The sequence below is a fragment of the Chryseobacterium sediminis genome, from assembly GCF_008386505.1.
GTDB classification, from domain to species: Bacteria; Bacteroidota; Bacteroidia; order Flavobacteriales; family Weeksellaceae; genus Chryseobacterium; species Chryseobacterium sediminis.
The window spans coordinates 420,054-441,852 of sequence record NZ_VUNZ01000002.1; the positions used below are offsets into that span (position 1 = coordinate 420,054).

Consider the following 21,799-nt stretch of genomic DNA (forward strand, 5'->3'; position numbering starts at 1 on the left):
AATAGATAATTTTATTCGGTTTCTATAGTTACCATCGTAAAATTAAGGGTAATTCTCCGTTTTTTGCTTTTATTTTTACCCAATAATCCCTTGACTTATTTCCATACAACACATAATCTATATCTGAAATGATTCTTTTTTCAGTATTACTCAGCATTTTCAAAGAAGAATAAAGCAGCGCATTATTTTTTATTAAAATATAATTTTCTTTTATCGGAGGGGAAAATGAAACTGGTGTTCGGGTTGATTTTATAACAACATCGTCATTATTTCGGCTGACTTGATTAGGCTGGAAAGGAATTGCAGTAAATTGATTTTCACTGTTGATCCACTTTTTAGACTGGAAATATTCCCAGGTTTTTCCAGGATCATTACTTTTAATAGTAAGGATATAATTGGGCTGGGTAATTTTTTGAAAGGTCTTTTTTTCAACTTCATTGAAATTATCATCATATTCATAACTGATAATCGTGTCGTTGATCTGTTCAAGATCTGCAGTTGCCTTAAAGTATTCTATCTGTGTAGAGTCTGCAATATTTTTATTGAAGAAACGGCTAAAATTCCTGATGTTTTCTTTATCTAATTCTACCTCCAGAAAGTGGTTTTCGTTCTGAAGTTTGGACGCGATGGCATTAGAAATTTCAGAATTTGAATTGTTTTTGATTTCAATTTCGTTATCATGTAATTCAATAGAAAAGTTTTGAATTTTCTGTCCTGAAATGAAAGAAATACTTCCTGTAGTATTATGAATAAACAGATCGGCATCCCGAACAGAATTTGAAGAAGCCTTAAGAAGTTTTTTCTGAATACTTTCAAAAGCCAGATTTGAAGTTCCTGCAACACAATGGTCTCCATTGATCATAATGAAAAGCTGATCTTTCTGAAAGCGGTTGTTTCCTTTATCTACAAAATTCTGTTTCTTTAAAAAAGCAATGAATTTCTGTGGGTCTTTCAGCTCCAAAATACTGTACCACTCGGAAAATTTTGTGTCTTTAATATGGAAGATTTGTAGAAAATCCGGAATTCTGATTCCCGAATCTTTCAGTGAGCCTGAACTTTTGCCCTTTGATTGACTTGCGGACCAATGTGAGGGATTTGTTACCAGACTGAAGAGATACTGTCCCGTTACTTTTTTAATATCAATTAAAACCACTGCATCTGCATTTTCAGGAATATATCTGAGGCTTTTATTTTTATGAAAAACCACAAAATATACTGCAACAGCAAGCAATAAAACTAACGGGACAATAATCTTCTTTTTATTCATCTATAAGATTTGTGGCTTCTCTTCTTTTTCTTTTGTTTTAAAAACCTGATCGAATACATCAAAGAAATACATTAAGCTGTTTTCTGAAGAATCTTTAATATTATAATTCATTTCAGTCTGAATGCTTTCTCCTTTCACCTCTGTTTTATAATACAATTCTCCTACATTTTTTCTGATGGCATCCAGTGCCCTCCTCTCTTTAGGACTTGTGAATTCTTTATCTAAACCTGTTAAAAGCTTCTGGATATCCAATCTTCCCGATAATGGATATTTAGCTGAATCTTTTGCCCATTTTCTGGAAATATCAGATTGGTTTACAGGTAAAATATTATCTGCTGAACTCATCAGATAAACAACACCATCTTTTACTGTGAAGAATAACTGATCTATATATCCTCCGTCCTTTTCTTCTTTAAAAGTATAAAGATTTCCTTTTTTAGAGAATCTCTTAGCCAATTTTTTATTGGTAGCCATTACATCAAAAATACGGTTCCAGTAGCCTTCATTCTCTGTTGCAAAAGCAAAGGTGAAGTTAGGGACAGCAATCTCTTTGGTTTTCTTAACTTCTTTTTCGTTGAAATCAGCATCGTATTCATAATCGGTGTACTCTACTTTTTTAGATTTCAGTTCATTCAAAACAAAGATTCCGTTTCCTGGTGCTATTTTGGTAATAGCCTCTTCATCCAAAACAATTTTTACCGTTTCCATGATCAGCTCCATTTCCTTTTTGTACTCGTTTTCTCCGGAATCCTGAAGCAGACTGTACATCATATCAAAACATTTGGCTCCATTCACATTCATTGCATAGTAACCAACGCTTTTTTCATTGATCAGTTCCAGCAGCTTTTTATTTTTCTTCCCTTTATAAATTGCTGAGATATTCTTTTGAATGTCAGCGTTTTTGTGCTGATAATTATTAACGAGTCTTACTTTATCTTTATCAAAATAGAGATTGTAAGAGTAGTTAGAATTGTACATATTCTTAAAGAACTGTCCATAGCTGTACAACTTCGTCATCTTGCCATAGATCCCTTCGTTCACAATTCTTCCGTAATCTGTATAAACGAAAACATCGGAATTGGCATCTCTGAATGACAGCATTTCTTTAGGAACTTCAATTTCCAGATTTGAACTGAAGTATTGGTCAAAATGATCTTCAGCATTTTTTTTAACGATCTTAAAGTTTTCTCTGCGGATAGAGTCCTGTTCTTTTTTGTAAGCTGCCTCCTCTTCTTCATCGTAAGCATCAGCAGGCATTTCCTCTTCATTTTCAGCACTTTCTTTCTCTTCAGGATATTGATGATGTTTCTGCAGGTATTTGATATCCTTCTGGATTCTTGCGATCTCGTTGTTGTTGTCTTTGATGCTTTCCTTTAAATATTTAATATCTTCTTTGAGGCTTTTGATTTCCTCTTTGTAATCAAAAGGTTTTTCCGGCTCATCAGTATAAGCACTATCTCCGGCATCAGCATAAGCGGAGTCCACAACTGCAACGGCAGTACTGTCTGCAACCGCTTCTGTCGACCAAAGATCTTTGTAAGGTTTGGTGTAGCTTATCATCCTAAGAACCGCACGATTTCCGTTCCAGGCAACAAAAATATCGTCATTGATATCTACATAAGAATAGTTCTTTTTATTAGAAACTTCCTGTCCTTTTTTCTTGACAGAATTAATGAATTCCTGAAACTTCTCCTTATTATCAATGATAAAATGGGTATTGTACGCCTTAATGGAGTCGTTGAAGCTTGCATAATGGTATTGAACAGCATCATATTTGATTCCGGTCTTGGAATAATCTGTCCATGAAAGATTTTCTTTGTTTTTTTTGCTCAATTCATGCAACAAAGGATTCAGTTTATTCCAGTTGATTTTGTTATTAAGCTGTTTTCCGTTGACTTCCATATAAAATACGGCATCAGCAGGAATTTTCATACTATTTTGGGCAAAAACCAATGTAAAACCAAAGAGTACAAAAATAATTTTTTGTGTTTTTAATAAGATAGATTTCATGACTATAGTTTAGAAATTTATTGAAAAAGAATTGTGTTTTGTATTTGTTTTTTCTGAAGAATCAGGTCCAGGATATCAGCCTCCAGTTTGAGTGCTTTTTTATTGGGTGAAAGCACATAGTTGCTATTCGTTTGTGATTTCACTGCGTTTTCAAATTGCATAATGGAAGTATATTGTGCATCATTAAAAACCTCTTTATCTGCCTTGCTCAGCTTATCATAATCTTCTTTGAAGGTATTGACTTTATTTCTAGTCAATGTCTTTTTTTGAAGGTTTTGGCTGTATACCTGTGTGGGGACCATTTTGCCCAATATTTTCTGAGCTTTCAGTTTTTCCAGTCCGGCATTGATGTTTTCAATTTTTTTGAAATTACAGCTCAGTTTGATGATATAATTATCAAAATCCACGGATGTTTTCACGTTGCTGATTCCGGAAGTTCCTTTAAAAATTTTTGCCGCTTCATTGATTTTATTTTCAATTTCAGCCTTTTTGGGAACTTTTTTCCCGTTTATCGTTTCCATTTTGGAGATTGAAGCCAGTCTTGTTTTGCTTTTGCTAGCGTTCAGAATAATGGTGTATTCTCCTGTCCCATCGACTTTTACATTCACTTTATCAAGGATATCGAAACAGCTTGTGAGGAATAGCAAAGGAATACATAAAAGAAATAATTTGAGAAAATTTTTCATGATTGGGTTTAAAAGCACAAAATTACTCAATTTTAGCCTTAAATCCTTATAATCTTTGGTTTTTTGGGCATAAATAGCTGTTTCCCGGTACTTTTTTAGGGGAAAATACGGTACTATTTCCGTATATTATTTTTTAAACACGTCCTTTCAGATAATCCTGGCGAAGATCTTCGTCCAGTTTTTCAATAGCATACCGAAGACAGGTTCTCGGCATTTCTTTGTAATACACATTCAGATAGCTGATCAGTTCTCCTTCATTCTTATTCCCCATTTCGCGTAACAGCCATCCATTTGCTTTATACATCAGATCGTGAGGATGCTTCAGGTTTCTGGTGACAAATTCTTTAGTAAGATCAAATGATCCTTTTTTTATATAATGCATCGTCCCGACAACGGCTACTCTTTTGTGCCACATTTCCTCAGATTCGGAAAGTTCTCTAAGAAGATTTTCTTTCTGATTTTCAAAAGAATACCTGCCCAAAATCTTATAACAGCTTGAGTCTACCAGATCCCAATTGTTGACATAAGAAAGATGTTTAAGATAAAATGCTACTATTTCTTCTTTTACCGCTTTATCTTTTGTTTTTTCAAACTTTGAAATCAGCATAAAAAGAGCTGTCAACCTATGTTCATGGTATTTGGAAGAGATTAATGTACTGAGTTCTTCCAAATTTATTTTCGGATAATATTCTTTGGCAACAGAACGCTGATCCGGGACTTTAACACCCAGAAACAAATCACCTTCACCATATTCTCCTTTTCCGGTTTTGAAAAACCTTGGAAAGAATTCTGCTTTCTCAGGAATGGATAAAACAGTTAGTGCTTCCTGTATTTCTTTAATTATACTCATATCCGGAATGACTGTTATTTGCAATTTAAGCTTTCTCTTCTAAGGCAATATTCTCCTGTTCTTCCTCTTCTTTTGCAATCTTATTAGGGTTGGCCACTTTGGCAATGGTAAGCCCCTGAACAATGATCGAGAAGACTACAACGCAGTATGTAATACTCAAAATAATCTCACTGTATTCACTTTTAGGAATAGACATTGCCAGTGCAATGGAAACTCCTCCTCTGATTCCTCCCCAAACCAGAACTTTTACCGTCTGCGGGCTGAAACTTTTTCTTAAAGAGGTAAACTTCGTAGGCCCCCAGATGGAAATAAATCTTGCAAACAGCACGACCACAATAGCTGCTAAGCCTGGAATCATGAAGTGTCTAAGGTCTTTAATCATCAAAAGTTCAAATCCGATGAACAGGAATAAGACGGCATTCAGGATTTCATCAATCAGTTCCCAGAATTTGATAAGATAATCCTGAGTAACCGATTTCATTTTGAAACTTCTGTTGAAGTTCCCCATAAATAATCCTGCTGCAACCATAGTCAGTGGCCCTGAAATATGCATTTGTCTTGCAATAAGGTAACCTCCCATCACTACAGAAAGTGTTACCAAAACAGAGATAATATAATCATCCACTTCACGCATCAGTCTTGAAGTAACCCATCCTAACAGAACCCCTAATAAAAGACCGCCTCCTGCTTCTTTAAGTAAAAGCAATCCGATGGTTTCAACACTCAGATCCACTTCTTTTCCAACGGCAAGCTGTAAGATTACTGTAAAGACCACTACCGCCATACCATCATTGAAAAGAGATTCTCCGGCGACTTTTGTTTCCAGTGATTTGGATACGTTAGCCTGTTTCAGAACACTCAAAACCGCCACCGGATCGGTAGGAGAAATCAATGCTCCAAAGACAAGACAATAGATGAAAGGAAGTTTAACGCCAACGTAAGGCAGTAAATAAAACATCCCAAAACCCACTACAAAAGTAGAGATCACAACTCCCACCGTGGAAAATATCACTACAGGTCTGAACTGCTCCTTCAGGTCATTAATATTAATATGGATTCCCCCTGCAAAGAGTAGAAAATTAAGCATAGCTCCCATCAAAACCTCCGTAAAGTCGATACCGTTCATCAGGTTATGAAGATGTCCGAAAGTTCTCGGAAGTACTGTTTCTCCAAACATTACCAGAAAAATAGACACCACAATGGCGATCACCATAATTCCGATGGTACTTGGAAGTTTTAAAAATCTGTAATTGAGATATGCGAATATTGATGCTAATACGATTAACGCTGAAAATGAATAATATAATTCCACTAAGTGTTTCTTATTTTATGATTAATTGGTGAGTTCCAAATAGAGTATTTTAATATAGAGCTGCTGCCCCTCTTTTTCCCAAACATCAAACATGCCATCCTTAGCAGGTTTCGAGCTTCTTGTATAATCCTGTCCTATATTCAGAATATTCAGCAGAATGTATTCATCTCCTACAGAATTGACGATATAGGCTGTTTTTTCAGATTTCCCGTCTCCTGAGACTTTTATTCCTTCCGTAAGCGAACGAAACTGATTCAGGTGATGCATAAAATTGCTGCCATCCTTCACAGAATCATAGGCTCTGAGAAGGATCAGCAAAATATCCAGATTCGTAGGATCTTTATCATACAAGGCTTTTCCCTGCTTGATACAGTCTGCAAAATTATTCTGCTTAAAGGCTTCAGCAAGGCTTTTAAAGCTGTCGTCTGACGTGCTTACTTTATCTTTCCTGAAATTTCTTCCATAGTAAAGATATTGTGACTCTATACTGTCCAGAGACTTTGGATATCCTTTATATTTAAAAATAAGTTTCTCGTAATTATAAGGAGAATCAGAATTTTTGAGACTTTTCTCAACAGCTTTTAAATCAAGTTTTGATTTCTGGCTGAAACCAAAAACCGAAAACATGATGAATAAAAGGAAAAAGTGATATTTCATTAATTGTTGCTTTCTTCTTCCTCGTCGTTATCGAAATATTCGAAAAGGAAATCGTTGTACGGAAATCTGGAAATATGAATCTTCATCACCTCATCGTAAATCATTTTCTTCATTTCCGGGAAATTTTCCTTCGTTAAAGCAGAGATGAATACAGTTGGGTATTTTGATTTCGCCATCCATGTTTTCTTCCACTCTTCCAAAGAGATGTTTTTACGGGTTGAAGGGGTAAGATCATCTTCATCCTTTTTTTCATAACTGAAATCATCAATTTTATTGAAAATCATAATCATTGGCTTCTGATGAGCATTGATTTCCATCAAAATATGATTTACAGATTCTATGTGATCTTCAAAACTCTCGTGCGAAATATCCACTACATGAATCAAAAGATCAGCTTCACGAACCTCATCCAAAGTAGATTTGAATGATTCTACCAGCTGGGTAGGTAATTTTCTGATAAATCCTACTGTATCTGTAAGCAGAAATGGTAAATTTCCGATCACCACTTTTCTTACTGTGGTATCCAGAGTGGCAAATAGTTTATTTTCTGCAAAAACTTCAGATTTTGAAATAGAATTCATCAAAGTAGATTTTCCAACGTTGGTATATCCTACCAAAGCTGCACGAACTACTTTTCCACGGTTATTACGCTGAGTGGCCATCTGCTTGTCAATGGTCTTCAGTTTTTCTTTCAGCAATGTAATTCTGTCACGGATAATACGACGGTCAGTTTCAATTTCCGTTTCTCCGGGACCTCTCATTCCAATTCCCCCTTTCTGACGCTCAAGGTGGGTCCACATTCTCGTTAATCGTGGCAAAAGATATTGGTATTGTGCCAGTTCTACCTGCGTTCTAGCATAAGAAGTCTGGGCTCTTTGGGCAAAAATATCCAGAATAAGATTGGTACGGTCCAAAATTTTAACCTCCATCTCTCTTTCCAGATTTTTAAGCTGTGAAGGAGAAAGTTCATCATCGAAAATTACGGTTCCGATCTCGTTTTCTTTTACATATTCTTTTATCTCTATTGCTTTTCCGCTTCCGATAAATGTTTTGGAATCCGGCTGAGTCAGTTTTTGGGTAAAACGCTTTTGTACGGTTGCTCCGGCTGTGAAAGCTAAAAACTCAAGTTCATCTAAATACTCTGTCAGTTTTTCTTCGTCCTGATTCTGGGTAATAACGCCTACCAAGACCGCTTTCTCATAGTTATGTTCTTTCTTTTCTAACATTAAGTTCTATCTATGTTTATGATTTTTACAAGTTAATATTTTTCAGAAAAAAAACAAAATCAATTTTTATTTAATAACATATTTTAATATAAATTTAAGTTTACTGGTGAAGGTTTTATAAAAAATCAATAACTTTATGTAATAAAATTCTGATTGTTAAATATTTAAACTAAAAACTAATCTCCGGAATATCATGATTACCCATATTAGATGTATGATTATTGATGATGATGAACTGGACAGACTGGTTCTTCAGCATTATATCAAACAATACCAAAACATTGAGATTGTGGCCTCTTTTGATTCTGCAGAAAAGGCAATTCCCTATCTTGATCTCCCTACAGACCTCCTCATCACTGAAACCAATTTACGGGGAATGTGCGGGCTTGAATTCCGGAAGCTGGCCCATAAGATACCTGCCTGTATTTTTGTAAGCTCACATCCGGAACTGGCGGCCGGAGTATTTGAGACCAATACTTTAGATTTTATTACCAAACCACTTACTGCAGAGCGTTTTCATTATTCTATGGAAAGGCTTTTTGATTTTTTTGAAGTAAAGGAGAAATGCAAATGCTATGATGCCATGGTGGGAGAAAACTGCATTAAGATAAAAGAGGGCGGAAATATTTTTCAAATTAAAATGAAAGACATTCTGTATCTGGAAGCCCTGAAAGATTATACAAGAATCATTACCCTTGAAAAAAATCACTGTATTTTAAATTCTCTGGGAAATCTTCTGCAAAAAAACTTCTTTGATTCTTTTGTCAGAATACACAGAAGCTATGCCGTACCACGTCATCTCATCCGCGGAAAAAGCTGTCATGAAATAGAACTCGCCCATCATATCAAACTTCCTATCGGGCGCACCTACAAGGATAATCTTTCTTTTTTCAATCCTTAAAAATATCCAGACAAACCTTCTACCATAATTCACAAAATGCCATTGGTCGATTATTTCTGCCGTTGGTCTATTTTCCTGTCACTTCATTGAGATAGGTGGTAATTTAGTCTTCCCAAATTCCCCCAGAAAAAAACACATCTATTAATCATCAAAACTGTTATCCATGGAAAGAATATCTATTTATTGTATTATTCTGTCTGTCTTTTCCGTCCCCATACTGCACGCACAGTCTGCAGTTTTGGCAGCCGGACTGGATGCTTCAGCAGCTAATGGTTTTGTTTCTTACAGTGTAGGCCAGACGACCTACCTCGAAAAAGGAACAGGACAAGTTCTCGAAGGCGTTCAACAGCCTTACGAAATTATCACTCTTACTTCCCTTGAAACTTCTTCTGAACTCACAGGTATTTTACTTTACCCTAATCCTTTCAGAGATTATTTGTATTTAGATTTTACCTCAAATAATTTTAAAGGATCAGAGTATCAGTTATTTGACGCCCAAGGTAAGCTGGTAAAAAAAGATAAGATCTCACAATCAAAATCTGAGCTTAATTTCTCCTCACTTCCTTCTGCGATGTATATCATCAGAATCAATCAAAACGGAGAAAATATTAAAACATTCAAAATCATCAAAAAATAAAATGCCATGAAAAAAATATTATTACTGTTTTGGATTCTGACGGGTTTCTTTATGGGACTTTCTCAGGCTCCGGAAAAAATGAGCTACCAAGCTGTCATGAGAAACGGTTCCGGACAACTCTTAGTCAATCAAGGGATAGCCGTAAAAGTGAGTATATTGCAGGGGTCTCCTGCCGGTGCCGCAGTCTATTCAGAAAGACTCACCGGAAATACCAATGCCTACGGACTTATAAGCCTTGAGATAGGAACAGGCACTGTACTTACAGGAACATTTGCCACCATCGACTGGCCTACAGGAAGCTATTACTTAAAAACAGAAACTGACCCTGCCGGAGGAACCAGCTATACGATAGTAGGAACCAGCCAGCTGCTTAGTGTTCCTTATGCCATGTATGCAAAATCTGCCGGCGGCGGAGGCGGAAGTTTTGCAATTCCCTATACGAATACAGTGAATAATGCTTCTACTTTATTTTCATTAACCAATGATGGAGACGGAACCTCTTTAGAAGGTAATAACAATACAACAACCTCCAATATTGCAGCAGTAAGAGGGGTTGTTACCAATGTAGCCCCCGGAGGATTTTCTTCAGCGGTTCGTGGTATTAATAACGGAACCGGCGGACTGGGAGTAGGCGTATACGGAAGCCAGGCCGGAAGCGGATGGGGTGTTTATGGTACAACCCCTAATGGCTTAGGAGTTTATGGAAATGCCACTGGAAATGGTTTTGGGGTATACGCAAACAGTAATACAGGAACAGGTCTTAATGCTACCAGTAATAACGGAATCCCTGCGAGTATTTCAATCCTCAATAACGCGAATAATAATGTTGCTCTTAGTGCATCAAGTGTAGGAAATGGTACGGTTGTAAATGTTACTACCACCGGAAACGGAGCCGGAGTAAGAAGTTCTACCGGAGCAGGATTTGGGGTACATGGTGCCACCTCCTCTCAATCTTCTGCAGGTATTGTTGGTGATAACACCGCAGCTGGTGAAGCAGTGGTGGGTAGAACGACCAGTGATATCGCCGGAGCTGTAGTAGGGCGTAATGACGGTGGTGGATATGGGGTAAGAGGATTTGTTGCTACTAATACATCCGGAACAGGTATAGGTGTTTATGGACAGGTAGGTCTAAACAGCAGTACTGGCCGTGCCGGACGATTTGAAAATTTTAACCAAACAAATACTACAGGAAATACTTTTGAGGTAGAAACGAATGGAAACGGAAACATTCCAGATAACACTCAGGGAAATGCGGCTTCTTTTCTGGTTGACAATACCAATAGCGTTGGTGCAGCAGTAAGAGGGGAAGTAAACACTATTTTCGGAAACTTTGGTGCGGCAGGTATTTTTGGAATTTCTTCAGGAACCGGAGGACGTGCCGGCTTATTCTATGCCTCAAACCCTGCAGGTAACGGAGCTTCATTGATTGCCCTGACGGATGGGAACGGAAATGCCATTACTGCCAATGCAGGCAAAGACGGGAACGGAGTTGAAACCAACATTGATGGGGCAGGAAACGCTCTCTATGCATGGGTTCCTTCTTTTTCTACCGGACGAGCCGGACGATTTGAAATCTTTAATGAGAATAATACCAGCGATGTTGTAACAGTAACCACAATTGGAAACGGTATTGCAGGAAATTTTAAAGTAGATAGAACTACCGGAACATCAGCGGCAGTAAGAGGAGAAGTAAATTCACAATTTGCAAACTTCGGTACAGCAGGGATTTATGGGGTTTCTTCTGGTACAGGAGGATATGCAGGTTTATTTCATGCCAGTAATCCTTCCGGAAACGGACCAGCCTTAATTGCCATTGCAGATGGAAACGGAAATGGTATAACCGCTAATGCCTCCAACACAGGAGATGGTGTAGAAACTACTGCAGACGGAACCGGAAACGCTATCTATGCATGGGTTCCTAATTTCGGTAATGGCCGGGCAGCAAGATTTGTGAATTACAACACAGCCAACACCAACCCGCCCCTTACAGTAGAAACCCACAGCAACGGCTCTATCGCTTTATTTAAATCTGGAAATCCAGGTACAGTGAATGTGGCCCGAATCAATTCTGCCGGACGTGGATTTTTTAACGGAGGAACTCAAAACAGTGGTGCTGACGTTGCAGAAGTATTTGATGTAAACGGAAGCATTTCTCAGTATGAACCTGGCGATATTCTGGTCATCTCCACAAAAGCAGACAGAACTGTTGAAAAGTCTTCAACGCCCTATTCTACTCTTGTGGCAGGAGTATATGCTACCAAACCCGGTGTACTTCTTACGGAAGAACATATTGATACTGATATTTCCAATAAAGCACCAATGGGTGTCATTGGGGTAATTCCTACCAAAGTTTGCCTTGAGAACGGAAAGATAAAAAGAGGAGACCTTTTGGTAACTTCATCTAAAGCAGGTGTTGCCATGAAAGCGGATATTAAAAAGGTGAAAATAGGACAGGTCATCGGAAAAGCACTTCAGGATTATGACCAAAAAGAGATCGGAAAAATTCAAGTATTAGTCAACATAAAATAAACCGTCATGAAAATAGCATATATTATCCCGTTATTATTTTTAAGCACTATTATTTATGCTCAAGAAAATAAACAGGCTGTTCCGGTGGAAGATCAGGCACTGGTTGTAAAACAAGCAAAAGAACAACAGGCAATACAAATGCAGGAAGCCAAGGAAAGAGACGAAAAGAAAACGGCAAATACCGGACTACCTTCCGATCATGGACTTGAAGTTAAAAAACAGGAGACTAAGCCCAAGGCAGCTGCAGACAATTCAGGAAAGCTTCTCCCTAACACAGCAAGTCTTGAAGATATAAAAAAAACAATCCCAAACAGACAGGCATATCACAATACTATAAATTCTAGGAACACAAAACCGACAGTTACCGGGCTGCCTAACACAGCAACCCTGGAAGAAATAAAAAAAACAATTCCCAAAAACTAATGACCCTCAAAAGCTAATAACCGCAAAAAGCTGATAACCAAACTAGATTTTTCAAACAAAGAAGTCCGCTGAAAAGCGGACTTTTATATTGTGTGGATGGATAATTAATCCCAATCGGCGGCTACAAACTTCATTGAATTTCCATTATCATCGGTTAAGGTCAGAAAATGTCCTTCTACCGAATATTTTGTCATGGTTTCAAATTTCTTCTGAAAAGAGGTTTCAAGATTCATATCCTGGCAGGCTTTCGTCGTACTTACACCGTTTGAAATTTTCACTTTCCCTCCTTTTTTAAATTCGGATACAAAAGACATCTGGTTACATCCCATATAGGCATTCCCCTGAATTTTACCGCCCACCATACTGGCTGTCAGATTGATTTCTGCTTTATTCGCAATGAGCTGTTCTTTTGAAAAACCATCGAGGGAAACCAGCATCCACTGCCTTTGTAGAGAAGGATTTTTATCCGGCACTGCTGAACAATTCAAAACAAGTCCTAAAAGTAAAGCCGTAAAAATTGATAAGAGTATCTTTTTCATGTGGATTATCATCCCATTTTCATACCAATCCGGGACAGAATCTCGTAAAAATTAGTAAATTAGCGACACAAAAATTATTTTATAAAATGAAAAGACTATTTCTACTATTCACTTTCTTACTGGGCTTTGCTCAGATGAGGGCGGATGAGGGGATGTGGCTGCTAATGCTCATCAAAAGACTTAACGGTGTTGATATGCAAAAAGAGGGTCTACACCTTACGCCTGAAGAAATTTATTCAGTAAACAATTCAAGCTTAAAGGATGCTATCGTAAGTTTCGGTGGTTTCTGTACTGGTGAGATTGTTTCTGATAAAGGACTTATATTTACTAACCACCACTGTGGTTACGGTGCTGTTGCTGCGGCTTCTACACCAGAAAAAGATTATTTGAAGAACGGTTTCTGGGCAATGAAACAGAAAGACGAATTCAATGCAAAGGATCTTTATGTAAGATTTTTAGTGAGAATGGATGATGCTACGCAGAGAATCACTTCTAAACTAAACAACAATATGACCGGAGCAGAGAGAAAAGCTGTTATTGATGCTGAAACAAAGGCAATCCAGACAGAAAACTCTGAGAACGGAAAATATACTGTAGTGGTAAGAGATTTCTTCAACGGAAATGAATTCTACTATTTTGTATATCAGGATTATAAAGACATCAGATTGGTAGGTGCCCCACCTTCATCATTAGGAAAATTCGGAGGAGATACTGATAACTGGGAATGGCCAAGACATACTGCTGACTTCACTGTTTTCAGAGTATATGCTGATGCTGCAGGAAACCCTGCTGAATATTCTCCAAGCAACACTCCATTGAAGCCTAAACATTTCCTTCCGGTTTCTCTTAAAGGAATTAAGCCTGGTGATTTCTCAATGATTCTAGGTTACCCTGGAAGAACAAACCGTTACCTGACTTCTTACGGAATTCAGCAAATGGTAACTAAAGATTACCCGGCTTGGGTTGAGGCTTCTAAACTTGCTATGGATGTAATGAAAAAGTACATGGATAAGGATAAGGCAACTCAGCTTAACTATGCTTCTCAATATGCTTCAGTAGCTAACTACTGGAAAAATAGACAGGGAACTATTGATGCAGTAGAGAAAAACGGAACTATTTCTGACAAACAAAAGATCGAAGAAACTTACAACAGATGGGCTGCAATGCCAGGAAACGATCAGTACAATGGTGTGTTGGAAGATATTGGAATCTATTACAAGCAAGTTTCTGAAAGAAATGTTGAAAGAAACTATGCTTCACAGTTTTCAAGAAACGCAAAATATATTACCCTTGCATTACAGGTAGGATCTGCTCTTAAAGCTTATGCTGCTCAGGATATGCAGGGAAGATTGGCAATGAAAGCTAAAACTGAAGCTGCTATCAAAGCTGCTTATGAAAACTTCAACCCATCTTTGGAAGGAGAAATGCTTGCAGCAATGACAAGTCTTTACCAGGCAAGAGTTAAAAATCCTGATGTTGCTTCTGCTACTATTTTAGGATTGGATGCTAAGACTGTTTCTAACTTAGCTTATTCTTCAATCTTCGCTAATAAGACTTCTGCAACGAACTTCTTACTGAACCCTGATGCATTGAAACTTGATGCTGATCCACTTTGGAAAGCAGGTAACGGAATTATGGCAGATCAAAAGATAAGCGCTGAAAGATTTGTTAAAATAGATGATAATTTTGCGAAAAACAACCGTCTGTTCTTAGCAGGTCTAATGAAGGCTATGCCTGAGAAAAAATTCTACCCGGATGCTAACTCTACTATGAGATTAACTTACGGTACTGTAGATAAATTACCTATCAGAAATGACAGAAACTATTTCGGTATTACTGATAACTATTATACAGATATGGCTGGTCTTGTTGGAAAATACAAGAAAGGTGATGAAGAGTTTGATCTTCCTCAAAGAGTGATTGACCTTTACAACCTTAAAGATTTCGGACAGTATGCTGATGCAGCAGGTTATATGCCTGTAAACTTCCTTTCTAACAATGATATTACAGGAGGTAACTCTGGTTCTCCGGTAATCGATGCAGACGGAAACCTTATCGGTATTGCTTTCGATGGTAACAGTGAAGCATTAAGCGGTGATATCGTATTTGAAAAGGAATGGCAGAAAACAATCAACGTAGACGTTCGTTTTGTTCTTTGGACAATTGACAAGTTTGCGGGTGCAAGAAGATTAGTTGACGAATTGAAGCTTGTAAGAGGAGAAAACACTCCAGCTGATACAAAAACTAAAAATTCAGGTACTACAACAATGCCTAAAAAAGTAAAAAAATAATAATCTTATTTGATTTATTTTTGAAACCGTGAAATTTACTTTCACGGTTTTTTTATTTTTGACTATTAAAATCTTTCATCATGAATCCTCAACATATTGAATTCACGGCTATTATTAAGCAAAACGGAGAGATAAATGCTGCGTTTGTAGAATTTCCTTTTTCCACAGAAGAGCTGTTTAACAAAAAAGGACAGGTAAAAATTAAAACCCTATTTGATGGTAAGGTTGAATATCGTGGAAGCCTTGCCAAAATGAAATCAGACTGTCATATTTTAGGGCTTACCCAGGAAGTGAGAAAACAGCTTGGTAAAACTTTCGGAGATGAGGTTTCTGTTTCTCTTACTGAAGACAAAGAAGAAAGAGTGGTTGAAATTGCTGATGACATCACTTCTGTTTTTAATGAAAACCCAGATGCAAAAGGTCTGTTTGACAACATGAGCTACACTCATAAAAAGGAATATATCCGCTGGATTGAAGAGGCCAAAAAGCCAGAAACAAGAGAAAACAGGAAGATAAAAATGATTCAGATGATTCTGGATGGGAAAAAGGGAATTTAAATTCAATCCTTGTCCTAAGGTTTTTCAATTAAAATAAATCATGGTCATTTCTTAAGTTCATTTATAATGGCTTCTATCAAATCTTTTCTCTGAATTACAGAAGGATTACTTCTTTTAAGAGCTGCTAAATTAGCTCTACGTACCGCATTTACAATCTGTCCCCCTGTTACAGCAAAACGTTCGGAAATCTCTTTTAAAAATTCAGGATCCAGTAGAGCTTCATCGAAAGCAAGATATTCCTTCCAAAGCATTATCCTTTCCTGTACATTGGGTTTGGTAAAAACTATGGTTTTGTAATCTTTATTGTAAAATGTATTTTCTTCCTGACTTTCTCCATTAATAATGAATAACATTATCCCTTTATAATTTTTAACCTTTTCAATAAGAAATTCTGAAATTTCAGCATCAGAGTTCCGAAACAAACTGTAGGGCTCATGAAGAACAAGAATCCAGACATTCTCTTGTGCTTGAGTAAAAAATTGGTCTAAATAAATTTTCATTTCACCAACCTTATACTGTGTCAGTTTTGGAGCATCAATTCTATAAACATTTTGAAGGAAAATTTTGCCTAGCAAAGCTGCAGTAGTCGTTTTCCCTGTACCTAAAGGTCCATATAATGTTGCCCTATCAATCAGCCTGCTTTTGATATCAATCCTTGTTTGTATGACCTTTTCATTTACAGCAGGATCCAAAATAAGATCATCCCACTCTAAATTTGTAAAAATCTGCTTAACAGGAAAATCATCTCTATCTAAAGGCTGGGAACTTGCATTCATAGGTGGATATTTAATTTTCTTTAAAAGCTATTCGCTCTTACTTTCAATAGTTTATATTAGTTTTGAAAAACAAATATAACAAGATAAGTATATACTTAATCGCCTAAAAAGGAGAAGAAGGATCAAGTTTTTCTATTTTTAATCCACCATACAAAATATTGGCTTCCTATTCCATTATCGACCGTTATAAATTCTGACCTTTAAAAAAATCAAATATTTTTTGTCAGGATGTCAAAAAGTAGCCGACTATAGTTATAGATATCATTTATAACTATAAAAAATTTACTTTTATGAACAAACTTTTTTTCAGAACTACAGTTTTAGCAGCAGTTATTTCCGCTGCGTTTACCCTTTCTTCATGCAGTGATTCAAATGACGACATGATGACGGATATGTCTTTTCAGAGAACCATCACTGTTGAAAATGTTGCAACCCCTAAAGATTTTGTACAAAGCGGAAGTTTCCAGGGAACAGGAACTCCTCCCGTCATTATGCCCGGACAATCGGTTTCTTTTAAATTCAATGCAGGAAAAACACAGGCTCTGATGTTTGCAACCATGTACGGAGCTTCAAAAGACTGGTTTTTTGCTTCTCAGCAGCCAGGCATTAAGCTATTTGATTCCAACGGAAATGCGATTACCGGAGATGTTTCTTCAAGCGTACTATTATGGGACAACGGAACTAAAGATAATATGACAGGCCAGGCTGAAAGTAAACCTATCATGCAGGTTCCTAATGTAAATGCATCTCAGCTTATGAAGCTCAATCTTGCTTACAATGATGTAACTTCAGAATTTACTCTTACAGTTACCAATACATCTGGTGGAACGGCTAACGAAACTCCTTTTTCTCCCGGTGTATGGGCAGTTTCCAACTACAACGGTTCTCAACTGTTGAACAATGCTCCGTTTTTCACTCCTAACGCTTTATCAAATCCTGAGATCACAGATATTGCTCAAATGGGAAATATCAGCAAAATGATGACCAAGTTGAATGCCAATACGGGAATTATGACAGGGCTTTCTCCTACATTAATTATTGTTTATCGTGGTGATAAAAATCCAATTTATGAATTGGGTAAAGCAGATAGCGGAATGGGGCTGAAAGACATTGCACAGTTTGGAAATGTAACCAAGCTCCAAAACAGTTTAAAATCATTATCCAATGTAAAAGGGGTATATATTGCAGGGAATGCTCCTGTAGCTCCGGGAAGTAAAGTAACCACAAGCTTTAATGCTGAGCCGGGTGATAAAATTGCTTATGCAACCATGTTTGGTTTTTCCAATGACTGGTTCTATGCTAATGAACAAAGTATTGATGCCAATACTAAGGGAGATATTACTTCAAAAACCACACTTTTTGATTCCGGAACGGGCATTGATCAATATCCGGGAGCCGGAAATCATCAGGCATTATTTGGAGGAACTCCGCAAAGTGAAAATATGGTTATTTCCAAAGTAGGAACCCAATATCCTGTTCCTGCTGTCCAGAATGTGATTAAAGTAACAGTGAATTAATCTTCAAGGTAAAAGGCCTGACCTTTTAAGTTGTGGTAAAATGCCCCGAAAAACAAGAATAAACATTATAAAAGCCCAAGCAGAATCTGTTTGGGCTTTGTTTCAATTATCAAATACTATTCAACCGGAATTCCAAGGTATTTCAAATAGGAATCCAGTACTTTTTTATCAAATACCGGTTCCTGAATATCCGATCCTTCCAGAAACTGAATAACATTGGAACAATCCCATATATAGGTATTCTGATAAAGTTCTACCGTAGATAACCCTTCATGCATATTGTCCCTGAAAAGACTTGTCAGCGGATACAAACGGTTTTTACTGTCATCTTCCCATTGTTTTCTCCATTCTTTATAAGGAAGGTCTTTCAATGGAAAAGGATAATACTTTTTCATGAGTCCGAAGAACCCTTCCAATGTAAGATTGGTTTCCGGGCGGGCAATCAAGTTGAATTTTTTACCTATTGCCTCTTTATTTTTTGTGATATGGGCCATAGATTTTGTCATATAATCTACTGTGATAAGGCCTTCTCTAAGCTCAGTCAATGCAGGATAGGATTTGAATTCTATACAGTTTTTCACCAATCCGGACCACCACTGATAGGAGGCGCTTGCTCCTGTTTCACTGTGACACATTGCATATCCAAGACGATAAGTAATCAATGGCAGACCTTCTTTTGCGGCCAGATCTGCTACGGCCTCCATTACCCATTTGCTTCTTACGTAGCCAATATCTTTACTTACAGACATTAAATTCTGTTCAATATCATCAGACTCCAGCATCACTGTTTTTCCTGTAAACACATGTCCCCAGCTGTACACCGAAATGGTGGATAACAAAGCAAGGCATTTGGTCCTTTCTGCCCCCGCCAATTTGATGATTTCTCTTAATCCTTCTACATTCGGGGCTTTCATGTAAGAGTAAGGTTCAATGAAGTTTACAGAACTTCCGGAATGATAAATCAGATCGGTTTGTTTTGCCAGTTTTGTGAATATTTCTTCTGACAGTCCCAATGCCGGCAACGCCAGATCTCCGACTACCGGAATAATTCTCGATTTCTGTTCTTCTTTTTGAGGAATGTGATATTGTTTAAAGCACCTCTCAATTTTTTCCATCGCGTGAAATTGATCCTGCGCTCTTACCAGACAGTAAATTTCAGCGTTTGTAGTATCCAGAAGCTCCTGCAGAAGGTGAATTCCCACAAATCCGGTTACGCCTGTTAAAAAAATCGTGTTAGGGTTTTCTACTTGTTTAGGATCAAATCCACCTGCAAAAACAGTTCCGGGAGCAAGGTAAACATCTTTCTGCAAGGCAACATAAGGCTCTACATCTTCCACTGGAACAGCTTCTCTTGTTTCTCTGGATCTGGCAATAAGAACTTCTGAAAGCTCCTGTAATACCGGAAACTGATAAATATCCCGCAGATAGACTTTTACATCCAGCTTTCTTTGCAATGCTACGGCAACTGCTGCCACCAACAAGGAGTTCCCGCCGATATCAAAGAAATTATCTGTAATATTAATAACAGAACGTTCCAGAGCTGAAGACCAGACATCAACAACAATCCTTTCTGTCTCATTGGTTGGCGATTCAAATGAAATGAGTTCTTTTGCCTCTTTATCTGCCAGTTCTTTTAAAGATTGAGTATCTGTTTTACCATTTGCAGTCAACGGAATTTTATCTATAAAAACAATTTGGGCAGGAATCATATAACCCGGAAGTTCTTCTTTCAATGCGTTTCTAACGGATGAAACATCTTTCTCAGCTTCAGGTTTTAATACAACAAAAGCAATCAGATACTGAGTACTCCCCTCTGTTTCCTTGCTAATAACAAAAGCCTCTTTAATATCTTTCTGTTGAACTAGAGTGCGTTCTATTTCCCCCAATTCCACCCTAAATCCACGAATTTTCACCTGATTATCTATTCTTCCCAGAAATTCAATATCACCGTCCGGTTTCCATTTGGCCAGATCTCCTGTACGATATAATTTTTCTGTTTCCCGGAATGGATTATCAATAAATTTAGAATCTGTAAGTTCTTTATTATTAAGATATCCATCTGCTAAAATATTTCCTCCGATGCATAATTCTCCTACTGCTCCTACTGGCAGCAATTCCCTATTCTCACCTAAAATATAGGCTTTTGCGTTGGCAATGGGTTTCCCTATTGAAGAGACATATTTTCCATTGATATCTTTTACTTTTTTAAATGTTGCAAATACAGTACATTCCGTAGGTCCGTAATAATCTATCAGTTCGTAGCTTAATTCTGTAGTAAGCACAGGTTTCAGCTTTTCACCACCTGTAAAGAGATATTTCAATTTAAGGTCATTATAATTCCGGGTACAATTAACTACCGGAGGAGCCAGAACAGTAGGCACAAAACCGTGGGTAATCTGATTTTTCCTGTAGTAATCAACCAGTGCATGAGGGTCTGTTCTCTCCTCATTATCTGCAATAAAAAGAGTTGCACCTGAAGTAAGAGCAGACCAGGTTTCCCATACAGATATATCAAACGCCAATCCTGCTACAAGAGTCAGTTTTGAACTCTGATCCACGTGAAAATGATGATTATGCCAGGTTACCAGATGCTGAATAGCCTGATGACTTACCATTACCCCTTTCGGTTTTCCTGTAGATCCTGAAGTATAAATTGTATATGCCAGGTTGTTTTGGTGAATTTTTATTTCCGGATATTCAGAAGGTAAGTCATCAAGATTCTCCATACTGCTCAGATCAAGTACTTTTGTTCTTACCGTTTCGGATAGATGCTTTTCAAGATTTTTATTGGTAATGATCATATCGGCATTGGTGTCTGAAAGAATAAATTCTACTCTTTTAACGGGATAAGCGGGGTCTATAGGAACATATGCTGCACCTGTTTTGATCACGCCAAGAACGGCAACAATCCATTCTAAAGAACGGTCCAGCCAGATAGGAACATATTTACCTTCTTTGATTCCTTTACTTAATAACAAATTGGCAATCTGGTTGCTTCTCTGATCCAAATCACCGTACGTGATCTCCTGATCCTGAAAAACAACGGCTTTTTTATCGGGATGAAGAAGTGCCTGTTTTCGGAAAAGGGACTCTAATGTTTCTTCATGATGATAGTCCCAGCCGGTTTTATTGAATCCGTTTAACAATTTTTCTCTGTCTTCAGATGACAGTAATACAGTTGTACCTTTTGATAAGGTTTCTAATGAGGGAATTGCGTTTGACATAGTAATAATGTAATTTGGTTAAAAATTTTGTAATCAACAGCCTCTGCCTTCCATAAAGTTGATTTTAAACTAAAAAAGCAGCAATAACCGGACATAAGGGATAGCCACAGTTTATTTACTAAATGTGATTTATAATAGTTTTCAAAAACTGAATGATACAGGACTTGAAGCGATCTGCTCAATGAGCGGAACGTAAACAACGATTAAACGTTATTTATTGCAATCGAAAAGATGAAAGAATATGTCTGACCTATTCTTCTGAGGTTAAAGATGATTACTATTCTGTGTTTGAAAATTTTATTTTCATAATGTAATATTTTTAATGATTTGGCAATCAAACTTAACATAATATTTTAACCTATGTGTTACATAATTCCTATGTTTATTCCAGAGAATA

17 protein-coding genes are annotated in these 21,799 nt (G+C 37.2%); 7 read left to right on the plus strand and 10 right to left on the minus strand.

Annotated elements, in window-relative coordinates:
- Window positions 1-28: 28 nt before the first annotated feature.
- From FW780_RS13970 to hflX, 7 genes are all read right to left on the minus strand, one after another.
- Complete coding sequence (locus FW780_RS13970) at window positions 29-1,267, minus strand: hypothetical protein (RefSeq protein WP_149834144.1); 1,239 nt, start codon at window positions 1,265-1,267, stop codon at window positions 29-31.
- On the minus strand, window positions 1,268-3,277 hold the full coding sequence (locus tag FW780_RS13975) for a hypothetical protein (RefSeq protein ID WP_149834145.1): 2,010 nt from the start codon (window positions 3,275-3,277) through the stop codon (window positions 1,268-1,270).
- Window positions 3,278-3,294: 17 nt separating this feature from the next.
- Window positions 3,295-3,963 (minus strand): hypothetical protein, encoded by a 669-nt coding sequence (locus tag FW780_RS13980; RefSeq protein WP_149834146.1) that lies wholly within the window; start codon window positions 3,961-3,963, stop codon window positions 3,295-3,297.
- A gap of 133 nt (window positions 3,964-4,096) precedes the next feature.
- Window positions 4,097-4,813, minus strand: coding sequence for a DNA alkylation repair protein (locus FW780_RS13985; protein ID WP_149834147.1), 717 nt, complete (start codon window positions 4,811-4,813; stop codon window positions 4,097-4,099).
- A 25-nt stretch (window positions 4,814-4,838) separates the two neighbouring features.
- On the minus strand, window positions 4,839-6,125 hold the full coding sequence (locus FW780_RS13990) for a cation:proton antiporter (RefSeq protein WP_149834148.1): 1,287 nt from the start codon (window positions 6,123-6,125) through the stop codon (window positions 4,839-4,841).
- Window positions 6,126-6,146: 21 nt separating this feature from the next.
- Window positions 6,147-6,782, minus strand: coding sequence for a DUF4919 domain-containing protein (locus FW780_RS13995; protein ID WP_149834149.1), 636 nt, complete (start codon window positions 6,780-6,782; stop codon window positions 6,147-6,149).
- Window positions 6,782-8,008, minus strand: a complete 1,227-nt coding sequence (gene hflX / locus FW780_RS14000) for a GTPase HflX (RefSeq protein WP_149834150.1) — start codon at window positions 8,006-8,008, stop codon at window positions 6,782-6,784. Before hflX ends, FW780_RS13995 begins: the two co-directional genes overlap by 1 nt.
- 193 nt (window positions 8,009-8,201) lie before the next feature.
- Here hflX and FW780_RS14005 point away from each other — a divergent pair, with 193 nt between their 5' ends.
- The 4 genes from FW780_RS14005 (at window position 8,202) to FW780_RS14020 (ending at window position 12,498) form a co-directional block, all read left to right on the plus strand.
- Entirely contained in the window at window positions 8,202-8,909 is a 708-nt protein-coding gene (locus FW780_RS14005) for a LytR/AlgR family response regulator transcription factor (RefSeq protein WP_241676912.1), read from the plus strand.
- Window positions 8,910-9,072: 163 nt separating this feature from the next.
- Window positions 9,073-9,546 carry a T9SS type A sorting domain-containing protein gene (locus FW780_RS14010; protein WP_149834151.1) on the plus strand — a complete coding sequence of 158 codons (474 nt, stop codon included), beginning with the start codon at window positions 9,073-9,075 and terminating at the stop codon, window positions 9,544-9,546.
- Between the two features lie 6 nt (window positions 9,547-9,552).
- Window positions 9,553-12,075: a beta strand repeat-containing protein gene (locus tag FW780_RS14015; RefSeq protein ID WP_149834152.1), complete on the plus strand. Its 2,523-nt coding sequence runs from the start codon at window positions 9,553-9,555 to the stop codon at window positions 12,073-12,075.
- A gap of 6 nt (window positions 12,076-12,081) precedes the next feature.
- The gene (locus tag FW780_RS14020; protein ID WP_149834153.1) at window positions 12,082-12,498 is read left to right on the plus strand and encodes a hypothetical protein; all 417 of its coding nucleotides are present in this window, start codon (window positions 12,082-12,084) and stop codon (window positions 12,496-12,498) included.
- A 104-nt stretch (window positions 12,499-12,602) separates the two neighbouring features.
- Here the strand turns inward: FW780_RS14020 and FW780_RS14025 are convergent, their stop codons facing one another.
- Window positions 12,603-13,037, minus strand: a complete 435-nt coding sequence (locus tag FW780_RS14025; RefSeq protein ID WP_241676913.1) for an META domain-containing protein — start codon at window positions 13,035-13,037, stop codon at window positions 12,603-12,605.
- A gap of 86 nt (window positions 13,038-13,123) precedes the next feature.
- On the opposite strand from FW780_RS14025, the gene FW780_RS14030 reads away from it, so the two are divergent.
- Both FW780_RS14030 and FW780_RS14035 read left to right on the plus strand, forming a co-directional pair.
- Window positions 13,124-15,328: a S46 family peptidase gene (locus tag FW780_RS14030; protein WP_149834154.1), complete on the plus strand. Its 2,205-nt coding sequence runs from the start codon at window positions 13,124-13,126 to the stop codon at window positions 15,326-15,328.
- Window positions 15,329-15,408: 80 nt separating this feature from the next.
- Window positions 15,409-15,885, plus strand: a complete 477-nt coding sequence (locus FW780_RS14035; RefSeq protein WP_149834155.1) for a YdeI/OmpD-associated family protein — start codon at window positions 15,409-15,411, stop codon at window positions 15,883-15,885.
- Between the two features lie 44 nt (window positions 15,886-15,929).
- Here the strand turns inward: FW780_RS14035 and FW780_RS14040 are convergent, their stop codons facing one another.
- Window positions 15,930-16,661: an AAA family ATPase gene (locus FW780_RS14040; RefSeq protein WP_149834156.1), complete on the minus strand. Its 732-nt coding sequence runs from the start codon at window positions 16,659-16,661 to the stop codon at window positions 15,930-15,932.
- A 290-nt stretch (window positions 16,662-16,951) separates the two neighbouring features.
- Here FW780_RS14040 and FW780_RS14045 point away from each other — a divergent pair, with 290 nt between their 5' ends.
- Window positions 16,952-18,178, plus strand: a complete 1,227-nt coding sequence (locus tag FW780_RS14045) for a spondin domain-containing protein (RefSeq protein WP_149834157.1) — start codon at window positions 16,952-16,954, stop codon at window positions 18,176-18,178.
- Window positions 18,179-18,294: 116 nt separating this feature from the next.
- Here FW780_RS14045 and FW780_RS14050 read toward each other — a convergent pair whose 3' ends face one another.
- On the minus strand, window positions 18,295-21,402 hold the full coding sequence (locus FW780_RS14050) for a non-ribosomal peptide synthetase family protein (RefSeq protein ID WP_149834158.1): 3,108 nt from the start codon (window positions 21,400-21,402) through the stop codon (window positions 18,295-18,297).
- Window positions 21,403-21,799 lie beyond the last annotated feature (397 nt).

Bases quoted from the DNA above. Each gene is read 5' to 3' on its own strand.
- FW780_RS14005 (WP_241676912.1), top strand. From the start codon at position 8,202: ATGATTACCCATATTAGATGTATGATTATTGATGATGATGAACTGGAC.
- FW780_RS13980 (WP_149834146.1), bottom strand. From the start codon at position 3,963: ATGAAAAATTTTCTCAAATTATTTCTTTTATGTATTCCTTTGCTATTC.
- FW780_RS13985 (WP_149834147.1), bottom strand. From the start codon at position 4,813: ATGAGTATAATTAAAGAAATACAGGAAGCACTAACTGTTTTATCCATT.
- FW780_RS14030 (WP_149834154.1), top strand. From the start codon at position 13,124: ATGAAAAGACTATTTCTACTATTCACTTTCTTACTGGGCTTTGCTCAG.
- FW780_RS14025 (WP_241676913.1), bottom strand. From the start codon at position 13,037: ATGAAAAAGATACTCTTATCAATTTTTACGGCTTTACTTTTAGGACTT.
- FW780_RS14040 (WP_149834156.1), bottom strand. From the start codon at position 16,661: ATGAATGCAAGTTCCCAGCCTTTAGATAGAGATGATTTTCCTGTTAAG.
- FW780_RS14015 (WP_149834152.1), top strand. From the start codon at position 9,553: ATGAAAAAAATATTATTACTGTTTTGGATTCTGACGGGTTTCTTTATG.
- FW780_RS13975 (WP_149834145.1), bottom strand. From the start codon at position 3,277: ATGAAATCTATCTTATTAAAAACACAAAAAATTATTTTTGTACTCTTT.
- FW780_RS13970 (WP_149834144.1), bottom strand. From the start codon at position 1,267: ATGAATAAAAAGAAGATTATTGTCCCGTTAGTTTTATTGCTTGCTGTT.
- hflX (WP_149834150.1), bottom strand. From the start codon at position 8,008: ATGTTAGAAAAGAAAGAACATAACTATGAGAAAGCGGTCTTGGTAGGC.
- FW780_RS14035 (WP_149834155.1), top strand. From the start codon at position 15,409: ATGAATCCTCAACATATTGAATTCACGGCTATTATTAAGCAAAACGGA.
- FW780_RS13995 (WP_149834149.1), bottom strand. From the start codon at position 6,782: ATGAAATATCACTTTTTCCTTTTATTCATCATGTTTTCGGTTTTTGGT.
- FW780_RS14010 (WP_149834151.1), top strand. From the start codon at position 9,073: ATGGAAAGAATATCTATTTATTGTATTATTCTGTCTGTCTTTTCCGTC.
- FW780_RS14045 (WP_149834157.1), top strand. From the start codon at position 16,952: ATGAACAAACTTTTTTTCAGAACTACAGTTTTAGCAGCAGTTATTTCC.
- FW780_RS14050 (WP_149834158.1), bottom strand. From the start codon at position 21,402: ATGTCAAACGCAATTCCCTCATTAGAAACCTTATCAAAAGGTACAACT.
- FW780_RS14020 (WP_149834153.1), top strand. From the start codon at position 12,082: ATGAAAATAGCATATATTATCCCGTTATTATTTTTAAGCACTATTATT.